This window comes from Methylocystis suflitae (assembly GCF_024448135.1).
Lineage (GTDB): Bacteria > Pseudomonadota > Alphaproteobacteria > Rhizobiales > Beijerinckiaceae > Methylocystis > Methylocystis suflitae.
This window is the reverse complement of sequence record NZ_JAMRYX010000165.1, coordinates 1-17,033: the sequence shown is the minus strand read 5'-3', so window position 1 is coordinate 17,033 and position 17,033 is coordinate 1. Positions and strand designations below refer to the sequence as shown.

Here is a 17,033-nt window from a genome sequence, read left to right as displayed (position 1 = left end):
ATATTGCAGCGTCTTGATGGGATGTTCGCTGGAGCCGGTTTTGACCACTGGCCAAGGGCTGATGCTGCCAGACACTACGATGCCTCCCCGCGATATTAATGGAAATAAAAAATCTATGAGCCTCGGCTGAAAGATAGCGACGGCGGTCAACGCGGGCCGCGCTACCAGTTCGGCAGGCATGAACCACGATTAAAGGATAAGACCAGAGAGGCTCTCGAGCGTTGCTCCGGCGGCGCCCGCGGGAGCCATCCAGGTCCGCTCGTCCATGACGCCGGTGACTGGGAGCCCGGAGTTGGTCTGGTATTGACGGACGACGTTCTCGGTCGTGGGGCCGAAAATGCCGTCGATCGCGCCAGCGTAACCAAAGCCCGTCTTGAGCACGCCTTGCAGCATGGCCACCACCGGCCCTGAGGATGCGGCCTGAAGCGTCGGTGAGGCCTCGCGATACGGGTGCACGTGGCTCCATGTGATAGGACCGACTACGCCGTCCGCGACCAGTCCGTTCGATTGCTGGAAGTCCTTCACCGCCTGTTCCGTGCGCGGTCCGAAGACTCCGTCTACGTCTTCCTGTGCTAAAGCCTTGTTGCGCGCGAAGACTCGCTGAAGTCGCTTCACGTCATCTCCGGTATCGCCTAGTTTGATCGTCGCCGGCATGTCGAGTTTCCCTTCGTTCATCGGTCGCTCGCGTTTAGAAATCTTGCTCGATGAGCTTCCTCCAGGTCAGCGGGCCGACGATGGCGTCCGTGGCGAGATGGGCCGCCGTTTGGAAGGCTAGCAGCGCCTGCTTGGTATTCGCGCCGGCTGTCCCGTCCAGAACCAGGGGCAGGATCGGACTGCCATCCTCGCCGACATCGCCGGCGGTGAGGAAGAGATTTAGTAGGGCCTGCAGCGTCTTGATGTCGTCGCCCGCGACTGGCTGCAGTTCGGCCTTCCGGAGGTCGATTGTTTTCATATTTACTGCGACCTGCGTCATGATCCGTCGTCCTCTCATTTGCACGCCGCTCGTGAGCCACTGACACATCTTAGTCCGCTCAGCGCGGTTGTGATCATGCAAATTGGTGAGGATGCGCGGAAATCGGCTGACGCTGCTTCAGTTGCGACACGAACATTTCCGCCGAGCTCGCGGATCTAAATCTCTAGGCAACGCTTTAGAGTGCGCAGCTCAACGCGGTTTGGCCGCTTCCTCATTGCTTGCACCATCGGGGCGCCAATGACTGAGTGTTTGATCGAAGCCTAAACAGGTTTGGTGTTTGAGAGTCAGCTTAGCGCCAGATTCAGACATCGCCCCCTGATAGCTCTTGGTGAGCATTGAATACTTCAGCAAGGCCTGTCACCGCTCCGATGTAAACCGGAAAAGGCTCGGAGCCACGGCGAAGTTCGGGCCGCCGACAACGTAAACCTCGCCGCTGGGTCCGATTGCAGGCGAGGACAAACCTGCATGCGGAGCGTCAAATAAGAGATTGTTACTGGCGCTCCAATGAAGATCCAGCGAGAATTTCGTGAATCCCTGCGTTGTCACGATGTGGACGTGGTTGGCCGAGAGCGCCGGGAACGCGACGCTCTTGCCCTCTAATGCGAAGTTCTTAACCGGCACCGCGCCGTTGCTATCGACTACAAACAACGCGCCATAGCGAAAAAGGAAGTACATCTGGCGTAGGCCGCCAGCGACCGTTGCTATGCCACCTAGCTTCGTCGCCTTGGGCAAAAGCTTGCTGAACGTGTCGCTATCGATCAAGGTCACGTCAACGCGTGTCAAACCAACGAGGAGCCGGTTTGGGAAGGCGACCGGCGCAGGGAACGGCTGCGCGAGCGGGAAGTGCTTAGGCGATCCGACCAGGACGCTTTCACGCGCGTCCCACGTGATCTGATAAAGTCCCTTTTCGCCGGCTGCGATTATCGCCCACGGTTCCCGCGCCGGAAATGACCCAAAGACAACGGGCGTGTCGGCACAGGGTTCTGGTTCTTTGAACGGTGGATCCCCGAGGTGGGCGGTAGTGTCGAAGCCACCGCCCCCATGCGCATCAACGAAGAGCTTGAGCTCCTCATACGGCTCGAATAGCAAAAATCTGCCGCTCTCGTCGACGATCGCCAGTACGCGCACGAACAGTGGGCCTCGGCTCTCCGGATCACCGGAAACTTCCTCGTATGACACAACGAGCTCGTAACGCAGGGCGAAGATAACTCGAGCGCTGCCTTGCGGTCCCGACAGAATCCGAGGTGCGCCGAAAAGGCTACAATTCACGGTTCCGAACAAATCGGAGAGAGTCTCGATCGGCACCCGCCAGCGAATCACTCCGTTGGAGCCTACGGAAATAACAAAGCTGGGCATACCCTTCACGCGTGGCGTGCGATGATCATGGACGAGTGCTGTGGACGTGCAAAGACAGTAGACGGTGCCGTCGTCAGCCACCGCTGGCGTTTGTACCACGTAGTGGTATTCGGCGATCTCGACGTTCCACTTCAAATTTCCCCCCTCGGGGTCGATCGCTAAGAGCCGACCGTTGAGGGTGCCAACATAAATCGTTCCATCCGGCCCGATGACAGGGCTGCTCGTGCCGGGGGAAGCTGGGAGGGGGCTTTGCCAGTCTATTTGCATTCTTTCCGAGGTCTGAACGGCACGAAAGCCGCTACCCGCGGGGTTGCCACCGAACTGGTTCCAAATGTCGGTTCGAACATGCATATTCCACTCTCCCGCGCGACACAACACGAGGTCCCTGGCTGCCGGTGCGGTCGCGAGGGACAGAAATTTCGATCTCGCCATTCAATTTGAACTGCCACGTCTGCATGCCGGCCCCCACCGCACTGATGTCTCAGTTACGCGAAATCCAGCTATCAACTTCTCTCTTTGCTTCGTCCGGCGTATATCCGTATTTCTGCTGGAGCGCCCCTTCCAAACTTTCACGTTTGCCGTTGATCTCCACAAGCTCGTCATCCGTGAGACGGCCCCATTGCTCCTTGACCTTACCGGAAAATTGTTTCCAGCCGCCGGAGATGACATTCCAGTTGGTTATCGTCTGACGCACGGCCGGTTTCGGGGCTTGTGGACTGTAGCCCGGCATACCGACAACATTTGGCGGCGCCCATTTCTGCGTATCGGAAACATGTTGTTCTGCGAAACACGCCGCGCTGAAGGCAAAGGTGGCGCAGACCGTTAAAATCCCGCCACGTGCTACATGGATGAGCGACATAGCTGTTCCTCCCATTTAATAGGCGCTCAGCACCCACTTCCTGACTGAGGCTAAAACAGCGTGGTATTTGTGATTGTTCCAAAGGTTGCGGTGGCAAATAAATCGAGCATCTGTCCGCGTCGGAATGGCGGCTTGGAAGGCCCCTCCCATGCAATGTCACCGCGCACGTCTGCGACCGTTCCTGGTCATCAGGGATTGGTTGGCGTGAGCGTTGTTTTGCCTCTTCGATCAAACCCGCAAGCTGCTTTTTGAGAAGAGGGCCTTGTATTTGACGGCTTTCACAGCCGTCGCGATCGAGGCGTTTTATTAGATCGGTGACATTCTTGCACGCGCCAGAGCCCGCTAATTCAAATGCCCGTTCGAGGGTCGTTTTGCGTGGAGTCATGGCGCCCAAATTATAGCGTGGAGCTGTTCCGCGACGACCGATCGTCAGGAGCCGCGAACTTTAAGCGTGCCGGGCTGAACTATGCAGGGCTCGGTTTGAAAGTCGTGTGAGTAATTGACACGCTCAGTCCCACTCAATCGTCAGATTTTATCCGCTAGACTGGTAAACACAGCTTCAGCCGCGCTTAGCGACCGCTACCGTAGCCAGCGGTGACCTCGTCTTTGTGGGCGGCGAAGGCTGCCAGGACTTCGCCCTTCTCCTTCTTCGGGACCTTGAAGAAGTCGAGGGTCCGTCCGAGTTCCGCTGCGACCTCATCAAATTCTGCTGGCGAGATCCGGAGATCCCGATGGGCCTCCTCAAGACCGAGCGGTTTCGTGCCGGGCTTGGTGGCCGTGAATTGGTAGGGCCCACCCGAAACGTTGCAAACCCACAGCGTCCGCATGAACTTGAGTCCGGGCAGCCGTCCGAGGTTCTTGGTGTGCCATTCCCGCAGCTGCGGATTCTTGGACTTCTGGCCGACGATGGGATTCTTCACGACGGCGTCACTGAAGTGATCTACCACGGCCGCGATGGCGAAGACGCCGCCCAGCCGCTCATATAAGCTTTTCTCAGGCGTGGATTGCTTGGCCTGCGCGTACGCGTTATCCGCTCCCACAGATAGAGCGACCGGGGCTGCGGCCAGCGCAAGCGCTGTGACCACGCTTCGTCTGGTGACAGAGGTCGAAACAGCCTGTTCCATGATCAATTTCCTTGCCTATAGATAACAATGACGCAACGCGCCTCAGACAAAGATAGTTCCTCGAAGCTCGGTACTATCTCCAAACGCCCGCGTAGGAACAACAAGTGGTCCAAGGGCGATCGCAAACGCCCTCATGTCACGGGGACCACGCCTTTGCGCTTCCGTGGTCGAACAGGCTGATGCGAATTCTCGACCTGATGATTGGCGCGCAAGCCTTGCTCGTGCTGACCGAGAAGCCAATGGTCTGCTGCGCCGTCCCGCGGCCTTCTAAAGCTATGGAGTTTGCCGTAGACGGTGAACCTTTGATCTCACCACATACCCGCGTTCCCCGCACACGCGGGGTGTGAACCAATCTACGGATTCCTGTGCGTTGTACGCTAAAGCAGGACTGTCCATAACTGAATAAGGCTCACGGTTTCGAGGATAAGACAGAAGGCGCACATGAGCGAAATCCACGGAGACCTGCTTAATCGCCATCGCTGGGTTCGCGTCATGGCTGACTATTCTTGCGATGGGGTGTGGGATATCGAGGGAAATTCCTGTGGGGCCGAGGAATTGCCGATCTCACCTGCGCTCGTCGAGCGCCTTCGCTGCTGGCAGGCGCACTATGAGGCGATCGAGGATGCGGTCGAAGAAGAAAACCGGCTCCACCGAGAAAGCGACTGGACGAATTTTTCCGCCGAAGGCCTCGCCATTGCTCGCGCCGTCAAGGCCGAATTACCCGGCTGGACGGTGTTCTACTTCGATGAGGCCCGGGCGTGCGTCGTTCCCTTGGACGGGAAGCGCCGGCTACGGAGCACCGTTGAATACGAAATTCTGCTCGACGACGAATCTTGCGACTAAGAAAAGATTTTGCCCTCGGAGAGCGCCAAAAGAATCTCGCCGCTCACTCTCTGAAAAATTCGTCGCACTGTAGTCCCGCTCACCTTCAATAAGATGCGCGAGTGCTATCTGATCATGCGAACTAATATCAGACGGCGCGAGTCTATCCGATCTCCAGAGAAGCGGAATCTTTTCAATTTTCTTCAGCCTCATTGGCGCCCTTGAACCCTTCGACGATCGCACGAGCGATTTCGAGCGTGGGGAATAATTTGCCGCGCGGGACATGGAGGCCCGGACAATTGCCGGGTCCGACCTGGCGAATCTGCGGATGTATCGGACATGTGTAGATGACGTCCGCCGCATGGGACGGCTCTTTGTGCGTAGCGTCGGGAGCGCGGCCGCCGTCGCGGGCGCGATCATACGGGTGCTCGTGAGCCACGCGGGTCATCCTTCCTTACGCCGTCGGAAACGGCATCATCGTAATTGATTTAGGCACCCGTTGCGCAACGTCGATCGTCGCCGCTCGCTCTGCATCCCCGCGCATTTGCGCGTACAGAAACCAAGCTTTGCTCGCCTGTCGTGACCACGAAACTGTCGTCAGCGAATTGTCCTGCCCAGGCGATGTCGTCGCTCAGGGTCATCCGGATTTGGTTTTCAACTTGCTCGGATTGTAAGCAATGCGGATTCCTGCACGACCCGACAGTAGATCGGCTGTCGGGCCGTTCGATTATCGTCGACCGAGATTATCTATGCGCGGCTTCGCATTGAGCGCGCGCCTTATTTCGAAGCTCTCCCGTCAGCGGCAAACCCACACCCATCTTCCATGATGGAGATGCCAGCACACATTATGTCTGTGTTGACCCGGCGCGCTCCAATCGCGATGCATGTGCCTCCCGTGTCCGCCAGGGACCATCCCATGAGTCTGCGGATCTTGCTCCTGGAAAAGCTCTTGGGCCATCGCAGGAACGGATAGGGCCAGCATCGCCGACAAGGCAATGGAAATTCTAAGCATTGGTTTTTCCTCCTGTACAGATTGTTGTGCACTACTCTATGGAGCTGCGTGGATAGTTCCTTCCAACTCCTGTTTGACCTCTCCTATTTGAGGCAGGCCAAACCCCTTGATCAGCGCATAGATCGCCGGGATGACGATGAGCGTCAGAGCCGTCGAAGACACCATCCCGCCAATCATCGGAACGGCGATACGCTGCATAACTTCTGATCCTGCGCCCGTGCTCCAGAGGATCGGCACGAGCCCCGCCATGATCGCGACAACCGTCATCATCTTCGGCCGCACACGTTCGACAGCGCCGAGCATGATCGCCTCATGCAAATCGGCTCTCGTGAACGCAGCGTGCGAGACGTTACGTGCAGTCTTGATTTCGCGCATCGCTTGGTCGAGATAAATCAGCATGACGACGCCGGTTTCGGCGGCGACGCCGGCGAGCGCGATGAAGCCCACCGCCACTGCGACGGACAGGTTGAAGTTCAACCACCACATCAGCCACACGCCGCCGACCAGCGCGAACGGCAGCGACAGCATGACAATCAATGTCTCGGTCAAGCGGCGGAAATTCAGATAGAGCAGCAGGAAGATCATGAGCAGCGTCAGGGGCACGACGATCCGCATGCGCGCGTCTGCGCGCTCAAGATATTCGAACTGGCCGCTCCAGGTGACATAGGAGCCGGGCGGGAACTCGATCGCCTCGAGGACCGATTTGCGCGCTTCCGCGACATAGCCGCCAAGATCGCGATCCCGGATATCGACGAAGATGTAAACCGCGAGCTGCCCGTTTTCGGTGCGGATCGAAGTTGGACCACGAACGAGTTCGACCCTCGCCACCTCGCCAAGCGGAACCGTCCCGCCGCCAGGCAAGGGCGCCAGCACTTCGCTGGCGATCGCTCTCGGATCAGAACGGTAGTCGCGCGGATAGCGAATATTGACGCCGTAGCGTTCACGCCCCTCGACGGTCGTTGTTATCGTCTCGCCGCCAAGCGCCGTCGCGACAACCTCCTGCAAGTCGCCGATCATGAGGCCGTAGCGCGCGAGCATGGCGCGGTCGGGAACAATATCGAGATAATAGCCGCCGATGACGCGTTCGGCGTAGGCGCTCGAAGTTCCGGGCACGCGCTTCAGGACGGACTCGACTTGGCGCGCCAGCCCCTCCATTTGCGACAGATCGCGGCCGAAAATCTTGACGCCGATCGGCGTTCTGATCCCCGTCGCCAGCATGTCGATCCTGTTTCGGATCGGCATGGTCCAGGCGTTCGACACGCCGGGAAATTGCAGCGCCGCGTCCATTTCCGCAATGAGCTTGTCGATCGTCATTCCAGAACGCCACTGATCCTTCGGCTTCAACTGGATGACGGTCTCTGACATTTCGAGCGGCGCCGGATCGGTTGCGGTGGAAGCGCGCCCAGCCTTGCCATAGGCGGACTGAACCTCGGGGAAGGATTTGATGATGCGGTCCTGCGTTTGCAGGAGCTCTGCGGCCTTGGTGACAGAGAGCCCCGGCAGCGTCGTTGGCATGTAAAGGAGCGCGCCTTCATTGAGAGCCGGCATGAATTCGGCTCCGAGCTGGCGGGCCGGAATGATGGTCAGCGCTAGCGCTCCCAGCGCCAGCAGAATAGTGGCGACTTTCGCTTTGAGCACCAGACGTATGATCGGGCGATAGAGCCAGATGAGCGCGCGATTGATGGGGTTCCTCGCCTCGGGAATAATTTTTCCGCGCACGAAGACGACCATCAGCGCCGGCACGAGCGTCACGGAAAGAAGCGCCGCCGCCGCCATGGCGAACGTCTTGGTGAAGGCGAGCGGGCTGAACAGACGCCCCTCTTGCGCTTCGAGCGTGAAGATGGGCAGGAACGAAACCGTAATGATCAACAGGCTGAAGAACAGCGCGGGGCCAACCTCGGTCGCAGCATCGATCAATATCTCGATCCGCCGCTTGTCGGGCGGTGCGCGCTCCAGATGCTTATGCGCGTTCTCGATCATGACGATGGCGGCGTCAACCATTGCGCCTATAGCGATGGCGATGCCGCCCAAACTCATGATGTTCGAGCCGATTCCCAGCGCCTTCATCGCGGCGAAAGCCATTAATACGCCAATGGGAAGCATGATGATGGCGACGAGCGCGCTGCGCACATGCATTAGAAAGACGACGCAGACGAGAGCGACAATGACGCCTTCTTCGACGAGTGTGCTTCTGAGCGTCTCGATGGCTGCATGAATGAGCTGGGAGCGGTCGTAAACCGAGACGATCTCAACGCCCTTCGGCAAGCTTGTCGCCATCTGCGCAAGGGCCGATTTGACATTGTCGATCACTGTGAGCGCATTGGCGCCATAACGCTGTAGCGCGATGCCGCTCGCAACCTCGCCCTCGCCATTGAGTTCGGTGACGCCACGCCGCTCGTCGGGGCCGAGTTCGACGCGCGCGACATCCTTCAGGAGAAGTGGCGTGCCGTTTTCGACGCGCAGGACAATACTTTCCAGGTCGCTCACGCTGCGCAGATAGCCTCGTCCACGCACAATGAATTCAAATTCGGAAAGTTCGACCGTGCGGCCGCCGACATCGGCATTGCTGGCGCGGATGGCGCCGCGCACTTTCGACAGTGGAATGCCGAGCGCGCGCAGTCGGTTAGGATCGACAACGACATTATACTGCTTGACGAAGCCGCCGACGCTCGCAATCTCAGCGACGCCTTCGGCCTTGGCGAGGCCGTAGCGGATCGTCCAGTCCTGGATCGAGCGCAATTCGGCGAGCGTCATATCCTTGGCGATGAGCGCATATTGATAGACCCAGCCGACGCCCGTCGCATCGGGACCAAGAACAGGCGTCACGCCCGCCGGCAATCTCTTACTCGCCGCGCTCAAATATTCGAGGACGCGCGAGCGCGCCCAATAAATGTCGACGCCATCCTCGAAGATGACATAGACGAAGGATACGCCGAAGAATGAAAATCCGCGCACCACTTTGGAGCGCGGAACGGTCAACATCGAACTGGTGAGCGGATAAGTGACTTGATCCTCGACGACTTGCGGCGCCTGGCCCGGATATTCCGTATAAACGATCGCTTGCACATCGGAGAGATCGGGAATGGCGTCGAGTGGCAATGTGCGCAAGGCATAGACGCCTCCTGCGACCGCGAAGGCGGCGCCCACGAATATGAGCAAAAGGTTGCGCGCCGACCAGGCGATGAGACGGGCGATCACTTGCCCGCCTCCCCTCGATCGAGAGCTCGTAGCGCCGCCTTCAAATTGCTTTCGGCGTCGATGAGGAAGTTCGCGGCCGTAACCACGCGTTCGTTTTCGCTCACGCCGCTCTTGATTTCGACGAAGCCTTCGCCGCGCCGGCCGATCTTGACTTCGCGCGGCTCGAAACGCCCGTCGCCCTTGTCGACAATCGCCACTTGCCGCTTACCGGTGTCGATAACGGCGCTTTCGGGTGCGGTTAGCACTTTTTCGTTTACGCCGGCGGCAATCTCGACCTCGGCATACATATCTCCCCGCAACAGCCCGTCGGGGTTCGGCAGTTCGATCCTGACGCGCGCCGTGCGCGTTTCCATATTGAGATGCGGATAAATCAGCGCGACCTGCCCCTTGAAGGCTCGATCGGAATACGCTCTTGGCCGCACGTCGACCTTTTGTCCAGGCGCAATCAAGCCGATGTCCCGCTCGGCGATGTCAGCCAAGACCCAGACCACGGAATGATCAACGATGCGAAACAGCATGTCGCCTGGCGCGGCGCGCATGCCGTTAATCGCCGCCCGCTCCAGGACATGGCCGTCTTGCGGTGCGGGCCATGCAATCACACGTGGAACGCTGCGGGCGCGCCCGATCACGCCGATGGCGCTTTCGTCGAGGCCGAGATTGACGAGCCGCCGCTTGGCTCCCTCCAAACGCTGGGCGTCGATCCCGCCGCCACGCCGCATGTTGAGGACGGCGACATATTCGGCGGCTGCGCTCGAAAGATTCGGCCCATACACGCGCATCAGCGTCTGGCCCTTGCGAACGTAATCGCCCTCCGCGAACCTCCCGACCGATTCGATGAAGCCTTCGAAGCGCAGGGAGACGACAGAGATGCGGCTCGGATCGAACTCGATCCTTCCCGTCGCTCGAACTGGGACGTTTAGCGTTCGACGCGCGACGGGTTCGGAGCGAACGCCGGTCTTTTGCAGTTTTCCTGGGCTGATCGTGATGGTCGCGCCGTTCTCCGCCTCGTCCTCGTAGACCGGTATGTAATCCATTCCCATCGCGTCCTTCTTGGGAACGGGGGAAGTGTCGGGCAGGCCCATTGGATTGCGATAGAAGCGCACGCGCCGCCCGCCGCCTCTCTCGGCGGCGCCTGGAAGCGGCCTGTCCTCGAAGCTGATGTCCTCGCCCGCGCGCACCGGCAGATAATCTCTTCCCGCCGAAGTTTTCTTGGGCGTCGAGGAATAGGCTGGGCGACCGTCGGGATCCCGGTAGTAAATGATCGGGCCTGTCGTTGCAGGCGGCTTACCCGAGATACCAGACCCGGCGTCGCCCAGCGTTCCTACAGGTTTGACCCATTTGAAACGTCCCTCGACCAGCCAAGCGAGGCTGGCCGCGACGACGACAAAGCCCAAAAGAATAACGATGTGACGGCGAGTCATAGAGAGCCTCCCGCCAGACGTTCAAGCTCAGCGTATCTGGCTTGCTCTTCGACTCTAAGCTTGAGAATTTCGAGTTCGATCGCTCGCAGGCGTCGTTCAGCTTCCAGAGACGTTGCCAAGTCGGCGGCCCCGGCCGCAAAGCCGCTTCGCGCCGTCTCTACCGACAGGCGCGCCGGATTGAGCTGGCGTTGTTCGACAATGCGGATCGCCTTGCGCGCCGCCTCCAGCCCGAACCACGCTTCGGCGACATCGCCGTCGAGCCGGATTCGGATGGCGTCGTAGCGCATCTGCGCGGCGCCGAGTCGTGAACTGGCGGCGCGCTGTTCGGCGTCCTTTGCTTCATATTGCAGCGGCACCTTGAACCCGAGCGTGAACATGCCGCTATTGTCGCCGGTGGGGCGCTGCACGAAGTTCGCGCCAACCGTAACGTCTGGGTAGTAATTCAGGTCCGTGAGTTCTTTAGTTCCGGTCGCCGCGCGGACCTGCGCGCTGGTCGTCGCGAGAGCTGGATTGGCGGTTCTCGCGAGCTCCTGAACGCCGGCGAGCGTCAGCCTTGTTTTCAGCGGTCGAAAGCCTCTGGGAATGGCGAGCGGCGCCAGCGAGTCGCGACCGATCAGGGCGTTTAAGCGAGCGGCAGCGGATTTGGCCTCGCCCTGACGACGCGCAACCTCTGTTTCAGCCGTCGCCGCCTCGATCTCGGCCTTGATCACTTCCTGCTGGTCGACCGAGCTCGCGCCATAACGCAAGCGCAGGAGCGCGAGAATTTCGTCGAGCCGGCGCTTTAATCCAAGCGAAAGGTCGATCGCCCGATGCGCGGCGCCGTATTGCGCATAGGCGGTTTTGACGCGGGCGATCAAATCTGTGGCGGCAGCGCGACTCTGATGCCTCGCAGCCTCGGCGTCGGCCTCTGCGACGCCGCGCTCCAGGTCGAGTTTGCCCCAAAGTTTGAATTCCTGTTCGGCGCCAATCCAACGTTGGCCGACGCCGCGTCCATTCACGTCCCATGCTTGCAGCGTGATCGTCGGATCGGCCAGCACGCCAGCCGCGCCCACTCTATGCGCTGCCGCATCGGCATCCAGTGCGGCCGCAGCCAGTTCGGGGCTTAGCTGCTTCGCAAGCGCGACAACGCTTTCGACGGAGGCGCCGGGCAGCTGACGCCGCTCGACTTGACGCTCTTGCGCTTCGGCCTGGAACAACCAGGGCGACGCCGTGATTGCGCCGATCATGGCGAGCCGACGCATTCGGCTCGCCAGCCTCATGGCAACGCCCTCAGCATCAGCTTGCTTTCGAACGTGTCGGCTTCGCCTTGCAGCTTGGCTGCAATCGATAAACGCCATCTGCCGGGCATCGTTAGAGCCGCCTTAAATCGATAGACGCCGAGTTCCCCGCTCGGCAGACGCTCGATGTCGGTTGTCATCATCTCCATGCCGTCAGGAGCCATGTCGAGCCGAGTCGCGAATATTACCGCATCAGGAACGAGCTTGCCGTCGGGTTTGTGAATAAGGCGCACCGAGATGATTGCGTCACCCTTCTTGATTTCCTTTTCGATAAGAGTGAATTCGTAATCATTGATGTTGGCGCGGGCGAACGGCGCCACGCCCAAGGCGGCGAGTGCGACCAGCGCGAATAAGCGCGCCTTGCCCGAAGTCACGAGAATCATCAGATTGTCTCCGTATCCCATTCATGCGCATGGTCGTCGGGCGGATCGCAGCTGCGATCAATCCCGATAAGGGACATCATCGCGCTTCACGCGATCGATGCGACAACGGCGCTGGTTCTTGCGGGAATGGGATCGTGCATATCGATCCCCCGTCGGGCTAGCCGCAGCGACCGCTTGAGGTCGCGCCAAATCTGCTCCCGGCGCTACCGTGAGCGAGATTGGACTTTCGGCTTTAGACGATTGGAGGTCGAAGAGCTGGCGGACTTCGTAATCCGCCGCGCTCAATGTCGTCGGAGGGAATTAGCGACGGCGCACACACCCAAAGAACGGCATCAACGAATGGTTGAAACTGCGGAAGCGCTGCTTGACTTGGTCCGCACAGGATCTCAGCGCACATGGGGAGTGCTGCGCCGTCATCGCCGCTGTGGCCGGGACAATCGTCCATGCCCATTTCAATGCAGGCATGGTTCATCTTCGCGGCAAAAGCTCCGCCCCCAGCTAAAGCTGTAGTGAGAATAACCGCAGAGATCAAAAGGCGAAGGCAGCGGAGCATTTCTCCATTCTGTCAGCCGCAAACATCCGTGGCAAGCGCCGCGCCCAATTCATTTTCTGATCGCGGTCAAGGTTACCCGGCCTAGAGTAATTGCCGCGCCGCGCGGCCGGATCAGTAATAACGAGTTCCTCGCGGGCGACGCGCGGCGTAAGCCATCCGCCACCAACTTTTTACCTTCGACGCTTGTCTGAGCTAGGCGGCGAGGGCCGCCATGAATGTTGGCCTAAATCGTGTTTCGTAAACTGTAACGGAAAGTACTAAATTGAAATTTCTGCACTGCCTGCCATGGAGTTATGTGCTCATGGCGGCGGCTATCAATCAGATCAAAGTCAGGCGCTAAGAGCGCGCTAAGGCTTTCAGCGCTGTGCCGCGCAACCGGAAGGCCGCTGCACTTCTCAGGGCCGTCGAGCGCAAACGTCCCGATAATCAAGTGACCGCCGCGCTTGAGCGCCTGCTTGAGCCGTTGGATGTAGGCCTGCTGTACCTTCTCGTTGGTCAGGAAGTGGAAGGCGGCGCGATCATGCCAGACGTCATATGTATCTGTCGGCTGCCATTCCGTCGCATCGGCGACGATCCACTTCACCGCCTCGCCTTTGTCGCCAAGCCGAGCACGCGCTGAGTTGAGCGCGGCGGCCGATAAATCCAGGACGGTGATGTTCTCGAAGCCCTGCGCCAGAAGATTGTCGACTAGGCGGGATGCGCCGCCGCCAACATCTATGATGGCCGATGACGGCTGCGCGCCGACAAGCTGGAGCAATCGGAGGGATTCACTGGGGGTTTCCTCAAACCAGCTAACTTCGGCCTCGCCCTTGGTCGTGTAAATGTTTTCCCAGTGCGCTTGCTGGTCAGTCGGTGTCATCGCTGTTCCTCGAGGCTTAGCTGCTCCTTCGTATAAATCGGAATTATGCGCGTTTCTGCGTCGTCAATATATCGAGCACCGGACACGTGGGGGCAGGGTCGCCAGAACAGCGGGCGACCGTCTCGGCAAGAATGCGCTCAAGTTTGGCGAGATCGGCGAGCTTCGCCCGCACTTCGTCGAGATGCGTCTGCGCAACCTCTTGCACCTCCGCGCAGGAAGCGCGGGTCGGCTCGGCAAGAGCCAACAGGGTGCGGATTTGCTCGATGCTGAACCCGAGTTCGCGAGCGCGGCGAATAAAGGCCAGCCTTCGGATATGGCCTTCTTCATAGGCGCGATGCCCGCTCGCCGTCCGCGCCGGCGGCGGCATGAGCTTGATGCGCTCGTAATAACGCACGGTTTCAAGATTGACGCCCGCCGCCGACGCAAGCCTTCCAATTGTCAATGGCCGCCTGGACATGCGCGATTTATTTCTCTTGCACCCGTAGCCGCTACGGGGTGCAGGATAGCCCAACCATCGAGGAAGGGCGAACCATGACCATCGACAGCGCCACAGACGAAACAACGCCAAACGCTTCGTCTCCCGTCGCTTCGCCGGCCGCGCCCAAGTGGCTTGCGGCATTGGGGTTGGTAGCTGGTCTCGGGGCGGTCATCGCCTCTTCCTGCTGCGTCATCCCGCTCGCGCTCGCCGCGGTTGGCGCGGGGGCGGGCGTTTTCGGCGGCCTTGAATTACTCGCTGAATGGCGCGTCCCGTTCCTATCCGTCAGCGCCTTGGCCATTGTTGGGGGATGGAGCGCATGGTGGTGGAAGCGTCCTGATGCTTGCGTTGCGGGTTCGAGCTGCACGTCGTCGGAACGCTCACGCGCAACACTGACGCTGCTCCTAAGCGCCTCGGCCGTCGTGCTGGTGGCAGCAAGCTGGGGCTATATCGACCCAATGCTCATCAAGCTCGTTCGGGGGCGTTGAAATGCAACTCGTCTCGACGATCACCTGCCCGTCGTGCGGCCATCAGTCGACGGAGACGATGCCAACGGATGCCTGCCAATTCTTCTATGAATGCAAGGGCTGCGGCGCGCTGCTCAAGCCGGACGTGGGCGCCTGCTGCGTCTTCTGCTCTTACGGCGATCTGCCGTGCCCGCCAACACAGCAAGCGAGAGAGCGTGGTAACGCCACCGAATGTTGCTTCGGCGCGTAAAATTGCGGCGGCGATTGCGGTGCCATAGCCCCCTGCACATATGGGCAAGCTCGTTTCCTCCCGCCGCAGACCAATGACCATGATCTGAGTCGTCGGCGCTGTATGGTATCGAGGCGCGAGATTGCGCTGCTGGTCGATCAAGCTGGCGAGCCGGGTGATTCCAGCCCATGAAAGATGTTGCGTGAATTACCCACTCGAAACAAGCCACAATCGATTTGGGAGGGAGCGGAAGGTGGTGGAGGAAAAGATCAGCAAGTTTCTTGCGACATAATGCTCGATGCGGCCTTGCTCGGGGAAAAACTATCCATTCTCACTACTTCGATTATGCGGCACAATGACGCTGATGCTTGTGCGGCCGATAAAATCGGCGCAGGATGAATTCAAGTTGGCGGGCCCGGGATTTCAGTCACATCGTTCAGCGAGGCGCCGTTATGTTCCGAGCGCAATTCGCCTTAAATGCATTAGGGTTTTTTGCCGCGTTTCCGTCGCGTCCTTGGACATGGCGTTTACTTGCCGCCGCGGTGATCATCACGATGGCTGCAAGTCACGGCCCATTGTACGCGCAACAGGCGACAGCAAGCGGCATTCTCGCTGACGGCAACGCCGTGGTGACGGGATTTTCCGGCGCGCAACCGCCGACGCTTATCGCGCCGCAGGTTGATCCGGCCGACCAGACCTTTGTTGATCTCAATGGCGCCGCGCTGCGCGTGATTGATCTGCAAGCGCCAGGCGCGCCTCCGCGCGCGCAACTCTTACAGGCGGCGAAACCATTCGCAGTCACCGCTGGCCAAATCGGTCAAGTTTTTGGCGTCGCTTTGGACAATGCGGCACCGCCCAACATTTACGTCGCAGCGACGTCTGCTTACGGGCTTCCGATCGTCGCGCCGAGTCCGAGCGGCGACGGCTCCATGGTTAGAGCCAAGCACGGCGCTCCAGGCGCGAGCTTCATGCCTGGCGTGTTCGGCCCTAACGCGCTGCAAGGCGGGCCTGGATCGATCTGGCGCATTGATGGCGCAACTGGGGAGGCGCGCCTATTCGCCAACGTGATGCTCGACGGGGCGCCGAACTCGGGAGCCGCGCTCGGCGGACTCGCTTTTGACGCCGCTTCGAACAGCCTGTTTGTGGCCGACCGCGGCACCGGGATGGTCCATCGATTCGACATGACGGGGGCCGACAGCAGCCATTACGATCACGGCGCGCAAGGTCGGCCCCGCGCGAGCTTGTCTGCGGTGCCATTCGACTCGACAAAACGTCTCGACATCACCAATGCGCAGTTCCGAACTGAAGACCCCGCGACGTGGGGATATGCGCCCCCAGAACGACGGGTTTTTGGCGTCGCGGTTCATGCGGGCCGGCTTTACTACGCAGTTGCGGAACAGTTGCAGATTTGGTCGGTGGGACTCGCGCCTGACGGGGCGTTCGCAGCAGACGCGCGTATCGAGGTCACTCTTCCGCCGGGCGCGGGCGCCAGCGAAATCTCAAAAATTATCTTCGATGATCAAGAACGGATGGTGCTGGCCGAGCGCGCTGCGCCGACCGGAGCTTATGATTTTAGCGCGCTCGCACAGCCCGGCGTCGGCCGAGTTCTCCGCTACGCGCCCGCAACATCCGCAACCGGGGCCGGCGCATGGCAATCTGCTCCCGATGAATATGCGATCGGCTTCGCTGGAAAGATGCAGAACGCGAACGGCGGCGTCGCCGTTGGTTATGGTTATGATGCGGCCGGCAAATACGATCGTAATTCTTGCGGAGGTTTCCTTTGGTCGACGGGAGAGCAACTGCGCGTCGCCGCCGATCCGGAGCTTGCAGCCCGACTGAACAAGACAGGTGCGACAGTCGTTAATGGTCTGCAAGGCGACGCCGTCGATCTCGTGCGACCAGCCAATGCGCCGCCGCTTGCGAGTTACTTCGTCGATTACGATGATCGCCTGGACGTCGCGAACGTGCGCGGCGCGTTGGGCGATGTCGCGATCTGGCGAGTCTGCGCTCCTTCGCTTGGAAAGC

The 17,033-nt window shown here is 59.9% G+C and carries 16 protein-coding genes; 4 read left to right on the top strand and 12 right to left on the bottom strand.

Annotated elements, in window-relative coordinates; translation table 11 throughout:
- Positions 1-189: 189 nt before the first annotated feature.
- From NEI07_RS19500 to NEI07_RS12350, 5 genes are all read right to left on the bottom strand, one after another.
- Positions 190-675, bottom strand: coding sequence for a peptidoglycan-binding domain-containing protein (locus NEI07_RS19500; protein WP_305123718.1), 486 nt, complete (start codon positions 673-675; stop codon positions 190-192).
- A gap of 13 nt (positions 676-688) precedes the next feature.
- Entirely contained in the window at positions 689-973 is a 285-nt protein-coding gene (locus NEI07_RS12365) for a peptidoglycan-binding domain-containing protein (protein ID WP_256034918.1), read from the bottom strand.
- A 357-nt stretch (positions 974-1,330) separates the two neighbouring features.
- Positions 1,331-2,680 carry an outer membrane protein assembly factor BamB family protein gene (locus NEI07_RS12360; protein WP_305123717.1) on the bottom strand — a complete coding sequence of 450 codons (1,350 nt, stop codon included), beginning with the start codon at positions 2,678-2,680 and terminating at the stop codon, positions 1,331-1,333.
- Between the two features lie 130 nt (positions 2,681-2,810).
- Positions 2,811-3,188, bottom strand: coding sequence for a CsbD family protein (locus NEI07_RS19625; protein WP_328516981.1), 378 nt, complete (start codon positions 3,186-3,188; stop codon positions 2,811-2,813).
- 569 nt (positions 3,189-3,757) lie between these two features.
- Positions 3,758-4,312: a group I truncated hemoglobin gene (locus NEI07_RS12350; RefSeq protein WP_256034917.1), complete on the bottom strand. Its 555-nt coding sequence runs from the start codon at positions 4,310-4,312 to the stop codon at positions 3,758-3,760.
- Between the two features lie 441 nt (positions 4,313-4,753).
- Here NEI07_RS12350 and NEI07_RS12345 point away from each other — a divergent pair, with 441 nt between their 5' ends.
- Positions 4,754-5,155: a hypothetical protein gene (locus NEI07_RS12345; protein ID WP_256034916.1), complete on the top strand. Its 402-nt coding sequence runs from the start codon at positions 4,754-4,756 to the stop codon at positions 5,153-5,155.
- 172 nt (positions 5,156-5,327) lie between these two features.
- On the opposite strand, the gene NEI07_RS12340 is transcribed toward NEI07_RS12345, so the two are convergent.
- From NEI07_RS12340 to NEI07_RS12310, 7 genes are all read right to left on the bottom strand, one after another.
- Positions 5,328-5,573, bottom strand: coding sequence for a hypothetical protein (locus NEI07_RS12340; protein WP_256034915.1), 246 nt, complete (start codon positions 5,571-5,573; stop codon positions 5,328-5,330).
- Positions 5,574-6,182: 609 nt separating this feature from the next.
- On the bottom strand, positions 6,183-9,344 hold the full coding sequence (locus tag NEI07_RS12335; protein WP_256034914.1) for an efflux RND transporter permease subunit: 3,162 nt from the start codon (positions 9,342-9,344) through the stop codon (positions 6,183-6,185).
- A complete protein-coding gene (locus NEI07_RS12330) occupies positions 9,341-10,765 on the bottom strand; it encodes an efflux RND transporter periplasmic adaptor subunit (protein WP_256034911.1) in 1,425 nt (474 codons plus the stop codon). Before NEI07_RS12330 ends, NEI07_RS12335 begins: the two co-directional genes overlap by 4 nt.
- Positions 10,762-12,006 carry a TolC family protein gene (locus NEI07_RS12325; RefSeq protein WP_256034909.1) on the bottom strand — a complete coding sequence of 415 codons (1,245 nt, stop codon included), beginning with the start codon at positions 12,004-12,006 and terminating at the stop codon, positions 10,762-10,764. The genes NEI07_RS12330 and NEI07_RS12325 overlap by 4 nt, the downstream gene beginning before the upstream one ends.
- A 14-nt stretch (positions 12,007-12,020) precedes the next feature.
- Positions 12,021-12,425, bottom strand: coding sequence for a FixH family protein (locus NEI07_RS12320; protein ID WP_256034907.1), 405 nt, complete (start codon positions 12,423-12,425; stop codon positions 12,021-12,023).
- Positions 12,426-13,201: 776 nt separating this feature from the next.
- Positions 13,202-13,837, bottom strand: a complete 636-nt coding sequence (locus tag NEI07_RS12315; RefSeq protein ID WP_256034906.1) for a class I SAM-dependent methyltransferase — start codon at positions 13,835-13,837, stop codon at positions 13,202-13,204.
- A gap of 43 nt (positions 13,838-13,880) precedes the next feature.
- Positions 13,881-14,294 carry a MerR family transcriptional regulator gene (locus NEI07_RS12310; RefSeq protein ID WP_256034905.1) on the bottom strand — a complete coding sequence of 138 codons (414 nt, stop codon included), beginning with the start codon at positions 14,292-14,294 and terminating at the stop codon, positions 13,881-13,883.
- A 74-nt stretch (positions 14,295-14,368) separates the two neighbouring features.
- Here NEI07_RS12310 and NEI07_RS12305 point away from each other — a divergent pair, with 74 nt between their 5' ends.
- The 3 genes from NEI07_RS12305 to NEI07_RS12295 all read left to right on the top strand — a co-directional run.
- Positions 14,369-14,800 carry a mercury transporter MerT gene (locus NEI07_RS12305; RefSeq protein ID WP_256034904.1) on the top strand — a complete coding sequence of 144 codons (432 nt, stop codon included), beginning with the start codon at positions 14,369-14,371 and terminating at the stop codon, positions 14,798-14,800.
- Position 14,801: 1 nt separating this feature from the next.
- Positions 14,802-15,029, top strand: coding sequence for a GDCCVxC domain-containing (seleno)protein (locus NEI07_RS12300; protein WP_256034902.1), 228 nt, complete (start codon positions 14,802-14,804; stop codon positions 15,027-15,029).
- A gap of 533 nt (positions 15,030-15,562) precedes the next feature.
- Positions 15,563-17,033 (top strand): NHL repeat-containing protein (locus tag NEI07_RS12295; RefSeq protein ID WP_256034900.1); only part of this gene is annotated, 1,471 nt, incomplete at its 3' end.